Origin of the sequence: Mucilaginibacter sp. Mucisp86 (assembly GCF_047324315.1) — a bacterium.
Taxonomy (GTDB): domain Bacteria; phylum Bacteroidota; class Bacteroidia; order Sphingobacteriales; family Sphingobacteriaceae; genus Mucilaginibacter.
In genome coordinates, this window is sequence record NZ_CP168503.1 from 5754022 (window position 1) to 5767145 (window position 13124).

Annotated in this window: 11 protein-coding genes; 6 read left to right on the forward strand and 5 right to left on the reverse strand. The window is 42.1% G+C overall.

From position 1 onward, the window contains the following. The first annotated feature begins 40 nt into the window (after positions 1 to 40). Positions 41 to 418, forward strand: coding sequence for an STAS domain-containing protein (locus ACEN9X_RS24110; protein ID WP_091211669.1), 378 nt, complete (start codon positions 41 to 43; stop codon positions 416 to 418). 22 nt (positions 419 to 440) lie between these two features. After that, positions 441 to 1355 carry a ribonuclease Z gene (locus ACEN9X_RS24115; RefSeq protein WP_413667555.1) on the forward strand — a complete coding sequence of 305 codons (915 nt, stop codon included), beginning with the start codon at positions 441 to 443 and terminating at the stop codon, positions 1353 to 1355. Between the two features lie 101 nt (positions 1356 to 1456). Here the strand turns inward: ACEN9X_RS24115 and ACEN9X_RS24120 are convergent, their stop codons facing one another. After that, on the reverse strand, positions 1457 to 2401 hold the full coding sequence (locus ACEN9X_RS24120; RefSeq protein WP_091211671.1) for an MlaD family protein: 945 nt from the start codon (positions 2399 to 2401) through the stop codon (positions 1457 to 1459). Between the two features lie 112 nt (positions 2402 to 2513). Continuing rightward, complete coding sequence (locus ACEN9X_RS24125; protein WP_413667556.1) at positions 2514 to 3446, reverse strand: N-acetylmuramoyl-L-alanine amidase family protein; 933 nt, start codon at positions 3444 to 3446, stop codon at positions 2514 to 2516. A gap of 52 nt (positions 3447 to 3498) precedes the next feature. Between ACEN9X_RS24125 and ACEN9X_RS24130 the strand changes: the two genes are divergently transcribed. The 4 genes from ACEN9X_RS24130 (at position 3499) to ACEN9X_RS24145 (ending at position 9946) form a co-directional block, all read left to right on the forward strand. Then, entirely contained in the window at positions 3499 to 6237 is a 2739-nt protein-coding gene (locus ACEN9X_RS24130) for a putative LPS assembly protein LptD (RefSeq protein ID WP_413667557.1), read from the forward strand. Positions 6238 to 6244: 7 nt separating this feature from the next. Further along, positions 6245 to 7492, forward strand: a complete 1248-nt coding sequence (locus tag ACEN9X_RS24135) for a competence/damage-inducible protein A (RefSeq protein WP_413667558.1) — start codon at positions 6245 to 6247, stop codon at positions 7490 to 7492. Between the two features lie 43 nt (positions 7493 to 7535). Continuing rightward, positions 7536 to 9104, forward strand: a complete 1569-nt coding sequence (locus ACEN9X_RS24140) for a dihydrolipoamide acetyltransferase family protein (RefSeq protein ID WP_413667559.1) — start codon at positions 7536 to 7538, stop codon at positions 9102 to 9104. A gap of 182 nt (positions 9105 to 9286) precedes the next feature. Then, entirely contained in the window at positions 9287 to 9946 is a 660-nt protein-coding gene (locus ACEN9X_RS24145) for a protein-L-isoaspartate(D-aspartate) O-methyltransferase (protein ID WP_413667560.1), read from the forward strand. Positions 9947 to 10082: 136 nt separating this feature from the next. Here the strand turns inward: ACEN9X_RS24145 and smpB are convergent, their stop codons facing one another. From smpB to ACEN9X_RS24160, 3 genes are read right to left on the reverse strand one after another with little or no spacing between them, the layout of a single operon-like run. Then, positions 10083 to 10535 carry an SsrA-binding protein SmpB gene (gene smpB, locus ACEN9X_RS24150; RefSeq protein WP_090527145.1) on the reverse strand — a complete coding sequence of 151 codons (453 nt, stop codon included), beginning with the start codon at positions 10533 to 10535 and terminating at the stop codon, positions 10083 to 10085. Positions 10536 to 10561: 26 nt separating this feature from the next. Then, positions 10562 to 12463, reverse strand: a complete 1902-nt coding sequence (locus ACEN9X_RS24155) for an Nramp family divalent metal transporter (protein WP_413667561.1) — start codon at positions 12461 to 12463, stop codon at positions 10562 to 10564. Next, positions 12460 to 13110: a metal-dependent transcriptional regulator gene (locus tag ACEN9X_RS24160; protein WP_413667562.1), complete on the reverse strand. Its 651-nt coding sequence runs from the start codon at positions 13108 to 13110 to the stop codon at positions 12460 to 12462. The genes ACEN9X_RS24155 and ACEN9X_RS24160 overlap by 4 nt, the downstream gene beginning before the upstream one ends. Positions 13111 to 13124: the final 14 nt, after the last annotated feature.

Genomic DNA, 13124 nt, shown 5'->3' on the forward strand with positions numbered 1-13124 from the left:
TCCATAAAATATTTATCTTAGCTTATTAAATTTAATAAGAATGAAATTTACTGTAGATAAACATGAGAAATATATATTATTGAAGCTTAATGAGTCAAAATTAAATTCAATAGTAACGCCTCAGTTAAAGTCTGAATTGATATTGATCAATACAGAGGGCCAGCGCAACATTATTCTCGACTTGTCGCAGGTGAAATATGCCGATTCATCGGGCTTAAGCAGTTTGTTGGTTGGTCACCGCTTGTGTAAAAATGCTGCAGGTTCCTTCATTCTGGCGGGTTTAAATGATGCGGTTGCCCGTTTGGTAACCATATCACAGCTGGATAATGTATTAACCATTGTTCCAACTGCCGAAGAAGGTGTCGATCATATTTTTATGGAAGAGATTGAAAAAGAGTTAAAAAAAGAAGTAAGATAAACCATTTGATTGTTTACCTGTTATGAAATTTGAGGTAACAATCCTTGGCAGCAGCTCTGCAACTCCCATCTTTAACAGAAATCCCACTTCACAGGTGCTCAATATCAATGAGCGCCTGTATTTAATAGACTGCGGCGAAGGCACGCAGCAGCAAATGCTCCGCTTTGATATCAAAGCCAGCCGCATTGATCATATTTTAATCAGTCATCTTCACGGCGATCATTATTTAGGCCTGGTTGGTTTACTGTCATCCATGCATCTCAACGGGCGTAAAAAGGCGCTTACATTGGCATGTCCCGCGCCTTTAAAAGAAATAATTGATCTGCAATTAAAATACTCAGATACCGAGCTGCAGTTTCCTATCGAATACATATTTACTAATGCTGAGCAACGCGAGATTGTGATCAGCAATAACGATGTTGTTGTTGAAACCATACCGCTTGATCATCGCATTGCCTGTACCGGCTTTTTGTTTAAAGAAAAGAAAAGACTCCGTAAACTGATCAAAGAGAAAATAGAAAACCTCAATATCTCTGTAGCCTATTATTCAATATTAAAAAAGGGGGGGGATTATACGGACGAAAAAGGCAACGTTTACAAAAATGAGGAACTGACCACCGATTCGGCCGAGCCTAAAACGTATGCGTATTGTTCAGATACGATGTATAATGAAAGCTATTTTGCTCAAATAGCTAATGCAACGCTACTTTACCATGAAGCTACATTTTTAAATGATATGCTTGACAGGGCTGTTATAACCCATCATACTACGGCATTACAGGCCGGAGAGATAGCCCTGAAAACAAACGCAAAAAAACTGCTGATCGGCCATTTTTCGGCCCGCTATAAAACCCTGAACGAGTTATTGGAAGAGGCTAAAACAATTTTCCCCTCAACTGAACTTGCAATTGAGGGGAAAACCTTTTTTATAGAGTAGGGAGCTGAATGCTTAAAGCCGAAGGCTGAAAGCTTCTAATTATCTAAAGTTTATTCATTAACTCCACGTATAGCTTTAGGCTTTATGCTTTCAGCTCTTTATTAATCTTTTTTACCGCCGAATACCGAGAAGCTCACATAGCGTTTTGGATGTGCTTTCAGATCAATAAACAGGTTGTTGAGGTTGTTTGATGCATCTGTAAGGTTTTTGTACATCTTATCATCATTAAGCAACAAGCCTAAAGAGCCCTGGCCTGCATTGATCTTAGCGATAGTAGCCTGTAAATCGGCCATTGCTTTGTTGGCGTTATCAAGCGTTTGCTTCAGGTTGGCAGCAGCAACATCGTTACTTACTTTTTCAAAATTGGCAGTCATGCCATTAAGGTGTGCTGTACTTGTTTTCAGGTTGCCCGATACAACTTCGGCATTGCCAAGTATGGCATCAATATGGCTGCTTTGTGAACCAACAAGTCTATCTATTTTCTTTGTAGTTCCTTCAAGGGTTTGCAAAGAGTTGGCAATGCTCATGAAGCTGCGGTCGATGTTTTTCTGAAAGTTAGGGTTCAGGATCTTGTTTACCGCAGTTAAAGATGAGTCAAGCTTGGTGATCAGCATTTCCGCCTTTTTTTGAATAGGCTGCAGGCTTTCGGCAAGGCTACCCTGGATATCAGCTTTAAGTGTATCCTTGTCTTCGGCAGGCACGTTGCTGTTGCCTAACTCAAAAACAATGGCTTTACTACCTAATAAATCGGTACTTTCCAGCTTGGCAAGCGTGTTTTTTGGTACAACTACATCTGGTTCAATTTTAAATTCAACCACGGTACGCCCGTCTGGTTGAAGCTGCATTTTAGAGATGCGGCCTATCTGGAAGCCGTTTACCAGTACAGGTTTTGAAACGGTTAAGCCTTCAACACTGTTATAAATAGCGTAATATTTATTTGATCCTGAAAAAATATCATTACCGCGTAAATAACTGTAACCTAATATGAGTATAGTAATTGCAATGGCCGTGAGTGCACCAATTTTGGTTTCGTTAGAGATTTTCATTAAGTAGAGTTTATGCGTTAATTGTGTTTAAGGTTATAAACCTGAAATTGAGCTTATATGTTTTATAATGTACGTTTTATTTGAGCAGAAGGTAACAGTTTGGCTTTGATAATTATTGCGAAACCTGTTCCATCTCTTTTTTATAGCTTGTTAAAGCACGGATAATTGAAGCCACGATCTCATTTTGTCCCTCTTCCGAATTAAGGTATTTTTCGTCGTCGGGATTGTTGATATAGCCTGTTTCAACCAATACCGATGGCATTGCGCTATGGCAAAGTACGTAAATACCCTGTTCCCTGATACCTTCGCTGCGCCTTCCGTCGGTATCGGTAAATTCACCGTTGATAAGGGTTGCAAGTTTAATACTTTGCTGCCTGAATTTTCTTTTGTACTCGTTTGTTAAAATAATTGTCATTGGGTCGTTCGGGTCCAATGCGCCGCCGTCAAGTTCTGATTCTTCGCCAACCTGATTTTTCTGGATAGCACTTTCCTCTTCACGGGTACGGTGTAAACCGTAAACCAAAATCAGTACACCTTTGCCCGATCTGTCCGGAACCCTAACCGTACGGTACACCGCTTTATGGCGTTTGGTGCCAACTTTTTCGCGAATGGTTCTGTCTGATAAAGAGTTACAGTGCAGTGAAATGAATAGCTGCCCCTTGTTTTCGTTGGCAATCTCGGCCCTGCGTTCAAAAGAAACATCATCTTCGGTGGTTCGGGTCATTACCGCCTTTACGCCGGTCAATTCTTTTTCTATAGCAGCCTGCAATTTAAAGCCAATAGCCAGCGTTACATTCCTTTCTGACGAATAAGAGCCCGATGCACCGTGCGAATAATGACCTGTAGAGGCCGACGGCTTGCCACCATGCCCGGGGTCGATGATAATGGTCTTGATCTTAAAGCCGCTGTTGTTTATAACAGTATCGCTTTGAATACGAAGTGTATTGGTTGAAATTGAGCTGTACGATTTAAATGGAAAAAATGAAAGGAGAACCAGCAATACCCACAAACTATAAATCAATCTTTTCAATGCCTTATTTTTCATTATTTTTGAACGCTGTTAACTATATCTGCAAAAATACTATTCATAATCAATTTTGAAATCCATAACCTTTTTTTTTCTGCTTGCAATTATATTAATAGTAAATGGGTTTGCTAACGCAGGTACTGTTTTAAATAACAGCTATGGCCGGAGGCCATTAACTGATACTATTATCAAACTTGATTCGCTTCGTGATAAGAAACTTCTTAAAGGTAAAAAATCGGGTTCAATTACACCACTTCGAAACGGTAAACCGGTAAATTCTTTACCTGCAAATGATACCACAAAAAAAAATAAAGGTGGATTGCAATCGGAAGTAAAAGCAACCGCCGAGGATTCAACACACTCAGACAGGGATCATCAGATTACTTATTTTTACGGCAAGGCCCGGGTAACTTATGAAGACTTTGAGCTTGATGCAGATTACATCAGGGTTGACGATAAAAACCACCTCATATTTGCAAGGGGAAGTATCGATCCGCGTACGCATCAGTATACCCGTCGGCCTATCATGAAACAAAAAACGGATAAGCCGGTAGCATCCGATTCGCTTATTTTTAATTATCAAACAAAAAAGGTAAAGATTTATAACCCGGCGTCCGAGCAGGAAGGTAACTTTATTTCGGGCGGCCAGGCAAAAAAGCTTAATGATGATGAGGTTGCCTACCGTAACGTAATTTTCAGTACCTGCGATTTGCCATACCCTGATACGCATTTCGGTATAGTAATAACACGCGGTATCGGCGAAAAGAAGCGTATCATATCCGGGCCGGCATATCTCGAAATTGAAGGCGTGCCTTTACCATTAGGGATACCTTTCGGGTTTTTCCCCAAGCCCGATACCAGGACATCAGGTGTTATTTTACCAACTTTTGGTGAGGACAATACCCTTGGTTTTTATCTGAAAGGCCTTGGATATTATATAGGTATAAGTGATTATGTTGATTTAACCACAACGGGCTCTATCTATTCAAAAGGCTCATATGAATTAAGCAGTACTGCACGGTACCTCAAACGCTATAAATATACCGGTAACGTTACGCTAAGCTTTGGCTCGCATAACTATGGCCTGGAGGGTGATCCGGCAACTAAAGATGCCCACATCTACTGGTCGCATGTGCAGGATGCCAATGCCAATCCCGGCTCAACTTTCAGTGCTTCGGTTGATGCTGGTACTTCGGGCTTCTTCAAGAATACACCATCGGCAAGTAATTATAATGTTAACTCTATTGCTCAAAGTAGTTTACGTTCAAGTATAGCTTATGGCAAAACCTGGGCAGGTACACCTTTTAACTTAAGTATAGGTATTTCGCATAGCCAGGATATCGCCCGTAAAACAGTAAATATCGAATTACCTACCATCGCTTTCGGTATGTCGTCGATAAACCCCTTCGATTCAAAAAACAGGGTGGGTGAACAAAAATGGTATCAGAAAATTACTGTCAGTTACAATTTGGTGGGTACCAATAAGTTGAGCGATATCCCCGAAAGCCAATTGTTCAAGAGCGAAACTTTATCAAAGCGCTTGCAAAACGGGTTTCAGCACACAATTCCGGTTAGTTTAGGTTTAAACGTGTTAAAATACTTTCAATTCAATAACAGTTTTAACTATACCGAACGCTGGTATTTTCAAAGCATTAATGAACGGTTTGAGAGGGGGAGCATCGCCGGCTCAAACCAGTTGATCACTGATACCATACCTGGCTTTAAGCGTGCCGGAGAGTACAGTATAAGCACAGGTTTATCAACCAAATTATACGGTACCATAAACTTTAAGCATGGCAACCTGAAAGCCATCAGGCATGTGGCTACGCCTTCAATAAGTTTCAGCTACCGTCCTGATTTTAGTGATCCGAGCTTCGGTTATTATAAAACAGCTGTAAGTACGGCCACTGTACCTTATCCATATACTTATCAAAAATATTCTATTTTTCAGAACGGTGTTTACGGCGGCCCATCAGCAGGTAAACAGGCTGGTTTAAACTTTTCGGTAGATAACACGATAGAAGCAAAGGTAAAAGCCAAAAGCACGGATACATCCGGCACCGACAGAAAGATCACCATTTTGCAGGGCCTGTCGTTCTCAACCTTTTATAACTTTGCGGCAGATTCGATGAAACTGTCGGACATTTCCTTTTCGGGACATACCGCTATTTTTAATCAAAAACTAAGCATCAGCTTTTCGGGAGTATTTCATCCTTATGAAACTATAGTAAGTGATTCTATCGCCAATAATCAGATCGTAAAAACAGCCCGTTATGTGAACAGATACACCTGGCAGGATGGGAAATTCCCAACTTTAACAGGTTTAAACATCTCCATGGGGGGAAGTTTAAATTCAACTAAGGCAAAACCGGGCAATGTAGCTTTGAATACCATTGCCACCATGAACCCAACCCAAACTCAACGATTGGCCCTGGTAAACAGCGATCCAAATGCTTATGTGGACTTTAATGTTCCCTGGAATATCTCGCTTAACTACAGTTTTAGCTATCAAAACTATTTAAACACCAAAACAACCAGCAATACGCTGCAGATTTCAGGCGATGTGAACCTTACGCAGAAGTGGAAGATCCAGTATACTACAACTTATGATATTAAGGCAGCTAAATTTGCCAGTGCAACGTCGTTTTCGATATACCGCGATTTGCATTGCTGGGATCTGGCCTTTCAGTGGATTCCTTTTGGGGTATATAAAATGTATAACGTAACTTTAAAGGTGAAGGCGTCTATCCTGCAGGATTTGAAACTGAGCAAGAAAAGCGATTACAACCCACAATCATCTTTTTATTAATATAATAATGCTGGCAGAAATAATTACCATTGGCGACGAGATACTTATTGGACAAATTGTTGATACCAACTCGGCCTGGATGGCAACCGAACTTAATAAGATAGGTGTAAGGGTAAAACAGATTTCATCAATAAGTGATGATAAGGATCATATCCTGAAAGCATTGGCCGAGGCTGCTAACAGGGCCAATGTTATTTTTATTACAGGCGGCCTTGGCCCTACCAAAGATGATATTACCAAAAAAACATTAGCCGAATATTTTGGCGTAGAACTTGTTGAAAACCGAGAGGCCCTTGCCAATGTTGAACGAATTTTTGCCAAATATAACCGCCCGTTACTTGAAGTTAACAAGCAGCAGGCGCTTGTTCCGGCTAATTGCGAGGTTGTGCTTAATGAAAATGGAACTGCTCCGGGTATGTGGTTTAATCACAACGGCGTTATCTACGTGTCAATGCCGGGTGTGCCTTTTGAGATGATGTATATGATGGATGAGCAGGTGCTGCCTAAAATTAAGGCTACTTTAAAGCTCCCTTCAATTATACATAAAACACTGTTAACCGTTGGCGAGGGTGAATCATTTTTGGCTGAGCGGATTGCGGATATTGAAAATGCTTTGCCATCATATATTAAACTGGCCTACCTGCCCAAATTAGGCCAGGTACGTTTACGTTTAAGTGCTTTTGGTAATGATGAAGCTGCTTTGCAAAAAGAAGTTGATGCATTTGCTGCCAGATTGATTGAGCGCATAGGTTCGCCGTTTGTAATTGATCAGGATATCCCGCTTGAAAAGGCTATACTTGACAGGATGGAAGCAAGCGGCCTTACTTTATCAGTAGCCGAGAGCTGTACCGGTGGCTATCTGTCACATTTGTTTACCCAGCATCCAGGTTCATCGCACGTGTTTTTAGGTGGCGCTGTGTCTTATTCATATGAATTAAAGGAGAGCATTTTGGGCGTAAAGAACGAAACTTTATGGCAGCACGGAGCCGTTAGCGAAGAAACTGTAAAGGAAATGGTGGAAGGTGCACTGTTAAATTTTAAGTCGGATTTGGCTGTTGCTATTACAGGTGTAGCCGGTCCGGGCGGTGGAACGGAGGATAAACCCGTTGGTACTGTGTGGATTGCAGTTGCAGCAAAAGAGAAATCATTAATAAAAAAACATACATTTGGCAGTAAACGCCGGCAAAACATTGAACGAAGTGCTGTAATGGCGCTGTCAATGTTGAATACTTTGCTTACTGAAATTAAAAAGTAAAGATTTAAATACATAATTTTGGAGTTAAACTATATTCTACTGTATGGCCAGATACCAGCTGTTATTGCCAAAAATGGGGGAGAGTGTTGCTGAGGCAACCGTTATCAAATGGGTTAAAAATCCAGGTGATAAGGTAAATGCCGACGACGCGGTGATGGAAATCGCTACTGATAAAGTCGACTCTGATGTACCTTCGCCTGTAGCAGGTAAGTTAGTTGAACAACTGTATAAAGAAAATGATGTTGTACAGGTTGGTGCGGTTATAGCTATCATCGAAACTGATGAGCCTGAAACAGCATCGGTAATTGCCCAGCCAGAGGAAGCTGCGCTTCGACCTGCCGAAGAACCGAAAATAGCAGACTCAACTTATCACGAAACTGTTCCGTTTAAAGAAGTTGAAAAAACTCCTGAACCTGAACTGAACGAAATTCAACCAGAAGATTTATCCGGTATTCCCGGTATTGATCAGCTTGAGCAGAAGAGCTCACCTATTGTTCCTGCATTTAAATCTGAAGGGCGCTTTTATTCGCCGCTTGTAAGAAATATAGCTACGCAGGAAGGTATCAGCATTGATGAGCTTGATAGCATTCCTGGCACCGGTTCAGAAGGGCGCCTTACTAAAGATGACCTGCTAAATTATCTGCAGGCAAAAACCTCGTCGGTTGCTCAAAATGGACAGTCGTTTGAGCCGGTTAATGCTCAATACACCGAACCGGTAAAGGTTGCCGAGCCTGTTAAAAAAGCAGATCCGGTTCCTGTTGCGGAACAGGCAAAAGCCCCTGTGCAAAATCCTGATCCTATACCTCAACCGGTGGTTCCTGCTACGGCCGGGCCTGCAAAAGCCGAGGTGCCCAAAACGGCGCCTGTTGAGCAACAACCTGCTGTTGCCGCTTCGGTATCGGGTGCCGACGAGATCATAGAAATGGATAGGATGCGCCGCTTGATTGCCGACCATATGGTAATGAGCAAACAGACATCGCCTCATGTTACCTCATTTGTGGAGGCCGATGTTACCAATCTTGTATTGTGGCGTGAAAAAATAAAGAATAGCTTTGAAAAGCGCGAGGGTGAAAAAATAACCTTTACGCCTATATTTATTGAGGCTGTAGCGAAAGCTCTTAAGGATTTCCCGATGATCAATGTGTCGGTTAACGGTACTCAGATCATTAAAAAAGCCGCAATCAATATCAGCATGGCTACGGCTTTGCCAAATGGTAACCTGATTGTGCCTGTAATTAAAAAGGCAGATGAGCTTAACCTTGTTGGCTTAACAAAGGCAGTTAATGACCTGGCAAACCGCGCACGCAACGGCAAGTTGCTGCCCGATGATGTAAAAGAAGGTACGTTTACTATTACCAACGTTGGCTCGTTTGGTAACGTAATGGGCACGCCTATTATTAATCAACCTCAGGTGGCTATTTTAGCCGTAGGCGCTATCAAGAAAAAGCCGGCCGTAATTGAAACTAAAGAAGGCGATATGATCGCTATACGCCATATGATGTTCCTTTCACTGTCGTATGACCACCGTGTTGTAGATGGTGCTTTAGGTGGGTCTTTTGTAAGGCGTGTGGCCGATTATTTGGAGAAATGGGATAGCAGCAGAGAGATATAAATTCTTTATTACACAAAACAAGAAGCGCCGGGTAATTTGCCCGGCGTTTCCTGTTTTGGGAGAGCGCTGTTTGGAAATTAAATTTTAAATTTTTACTAATGAAGCATATAAATGGTTTCAAGCCTCAAATCACGTTTATAGCGGAAATTCTGTGAAAATTCGTATTAACTTTGCCTTTGAAAATGGCTTACAAGTATATTGATAATTACCGCGAACAGGGCGCCCGTAAAAGATTGGTTGATGTTTTAAGAAAAAAGGGAATTGGCGATGAACACGTTTTAGAAGCTATTGGCAAAGTGAAACGTCATTGTTTTTTTGATGAAACTTTCTGGAACCAGGCTTACAGGGATATTGCGTTCCCGATAGGCGAGGGTCAAACTATCTCGCAACCCTATACTGTGGCCTATCAAACCGAACTGCTGCATATCCGTAAGGGAGATAAAGTACTTGAAATAGGCACGGGTTCTGGCTATCAAACCTGTATCCTCCTTGAGCTTGGGGCCACTGTTTATACAATAGAACGTCAGGAAAAACTCTACCACCGCACCAAATATGTATTGCCTAATGAAATGGGGTATAATGCTCACTTTTTTCTTGGCGATGGCTCCATCGGCATATCCGAATACGCACCTTATGATAAAATTATTGTTACTGCCGGTGCACCAACTGTTCCGGAGGTACTGTTAAAGCAATTGAACATAGGCGGTATCCTGGTTATCCCGGTTGGGGATGAAGAAACCCAACAGATGGTTACAATTTTGAAGGTAAGCGAAAATGACTATGAGAAAATCGTGCTGGATACCTTTAGGTTTGTGCCGTTGGTAGGGGATAAGGCGTGGTAGCCCCCCAGCCCCCTAAAGGGGGAGCTTTTGGCGCATTAATCAAATATTTAACTAACAAAATAAGGCCCGGATTTCTAAACCCGGGCCTTATTACTAAGTATGCCAATCAAAAGCTCCCCCTTTAGGGGCTGGGGGGCTATCTCTTCATCACCCTGTCTAGTTCAATTTTAGTATCGCGCTCTTTCATAGTTTCGCGTTTATCATATGTCTTTTTGCCTTGTGCAAGGCCAATTTCCAATTTGGCAAAGCCTCGTTCACTGATAAATAATGCCAGCGGAACTATGGTTAACCCTCGTTCTTCGCCGCGGGTTTGGAGCTTTTTGAGTTCTTTTTTGTTTAACAGTAAGATACGGTCGCGTTTAGCTTCATGGTTATAAAATGAGCCAAACGAGTACTCAGAAATATGCAGATTGCGTACATACAACTGGTTGTTGATGAAAGTGCAAAATGCGTCGTTAATGTTAGCTTTCCCTTGCCTTATCGATTTGATTTCGGTACCCAGCAGTTGTATGCCTGCCACATATTTGTCAAGTATATGGTATTCAAAGTAAGCTTTTTTATTTTTTATATAGATGTTATCCTGGCTCATAATTATCAAACCGCAAACTTACAAAATTAGTTTGATTGTGGCTTTACCACCAGTACAGGCACATTAACCATATGCCTCACGGAATTTACAGTAGTGCCAAATATAAGATCCTTCAATGCTTTGTGCCCGTGCGAGCCCATTACAATAAAATCAACATTTTGATCTTTCACAATTTCAGCAATGGCGCCGGCCGGATTGCCATACCCAATTTGCCCCTGCGCGTTATAACCGAGATTTTTTAGTGCGCACACATATTTATCCAGGTTGTCAAAATCAACCTGGGTTTCGTTATCCATTACCTCTCCTCCATAGTAACGGGCACCGGCAGTTTCAACAACGTGTATTAATGTATAACCAGCTTTTTTTCCTCCCTGCATAATGGCGTGACGCAGGCATTCTGTGTCATTTTTTGAAAAATCTATCGTTATACCGATATGATCATAAGTTATAGCATTGAGCTCAGTTATAGCATTGGCTATACCATGTGGTACGATAGCAGGCCGGTCGTAATGTTTAAACAACAACGGGCGTATAAACACATAGATCAGCAATATTGCTATCCCAATGACAATCGGAACCACTATAGCATAGATCCATACCGGTGATGATGTGCCGTTTACCCAATCGCCAATTTGTTCATATACCAGTTTGGCATTTAGGGCAACAATTAATAGTGCGCTTCCCCATGCCAACGCCCTTGTTTGGAAGTTGATAGCAAACTTGCCCATCCTTTTTCTGTCGGATGTGAAATGGATAAGCGGGATTACGGCAAAACCCAGTTGAAGGCTCAGTACAACCTGGCTTAAGATCAGGAGTTTTCCTAATCCTTCCTCTCCGTAATAAAGTATAGTGAATACAGCCGGTACAATAGCCAGCACCCGGGTTAAGAGTCGGCGTAACCAGGGTTCTATCCGCAGGTTGATGTGCCCCTCCATAATGATTTGGCCGGCAAGTGTGCCGGTAATGGTTGAGCTTTGGCCTGAGGCGATGAGCGCTATCGCAAATAATGTAGGAGCAATAGCTCCGAAAATATGTTCCAGTAGCTTAAATGCATCCTGAATTTCTGCAACCTCAAAATAACCATTCCTGAAAAAAGCGCTTGCAGCCAATATTAAAATAGCCGCATTTACAAAAAAGGCGAGGTTAAGGGCAATAACGGTATCAAATAGATTGAACTTAATAGCTGCCTTGAACCCTTCCTCTGTACGGGTTATTTGCCGGGTTTGTACCAGCGATGAATGCAGGTACAGGTTATGAGGCATCACCGTAGCACCAATAATGCCAATGGCTATATAAAGCATTTGCTGGCTTATTTTATCGCCTTTGAACAGATTGCCGGGAATAAAGCCCTTTGCAACTTCTATAACATCCGGTTTAACGATAAACATCTCTACCAGGAAAGACATGCCAACAACGAAGATCATCGAAATGATAAAGCCCTCAAGTTTGCGCATGCCCTTGTTCATGAGATAAAGCATCAGCACAGTATCGGTAATAGTAAGCGATACGCCCCAGATCAACGGCAGGTGAAACAGCAGTTTTAAACCGATGGCCATACCTATGATTTCGGCAAGATCGCAGGCTACTATTGCTATCTGTGCCAATATGTACAGCCAGAAGTTTACAAATCGTGGGTAGGCATTTTTAGAGGCCTGCGCAAGGTCGAGCCCGCGCACTATTCCTAATCGTGCTGCCAGCGATTGCAGGAGCAACGCTATCATGTTTGATACAAACAGTACCCAAATCAGCTTATAACCAAAAGCACTACCACCGGCAATATCTGTAGCCCAGTTTCCCGGATCCATATAGCCTACGCTTACCAGGTAAGCCGGGCCCAAAAAAGCCATCAGCTTGCGCCATCCGGTTTTGTTTTCGGTGGTTACAGATCCGTGTACATTACCTAAAGATTCGTTGTGTGTATTGTTCATAGGGCTATAAGCAGGTTATTGGCTACCTCGCGGCTGATATGCACTTCTTTATTGCCTGTTTGCACCACTACCGAATGGTCATATTCAATAATATCAGTGATTATGATTTTGCAGCCGATGGTAAGCTGTTTTTTATCTAGGTATTGTAAAAAGGATGAGCTATGATCACGTACGCCTGCAATAACGCCGCTTTGATTGATAGTTACAGCCGAAACCGGTTTTAATTCGTGCGTGTCAAAACGGCCATTACAATCCGGTATCGGGTCGCCATGAGGGTCATGTTTGGGATAACCCATAAACTTGTCGAGGCGGTCAATCAGTTCTTCCGACGAAATATGTTCCATCTCTTCAGCAAGGTCATGTACCTGGTCCCACTTAAAGTTGAGTTTCTCAACCAAAAAGTATTCCCACAACCGGTGTTTACGGATAATGCCTATAGCTATCTTTTCGCCTGAAGGGGTAAGGTTCACGCCCTGGTAAGGAGTGTAGTTGATGAGTGCCTTATCGGCAAGTTTTTTCAGCATGTCGGTAACCGAAGATGCCTTGGTATTTAGCGAGGATGCGACTTGATTTGTACTTGCATTTCCATCATTTACAGCAAGATGATAGATGGCTTTTAAGTAGTTTTCCTCGGCTAAAGTATTCATTTAAACAAATCTAA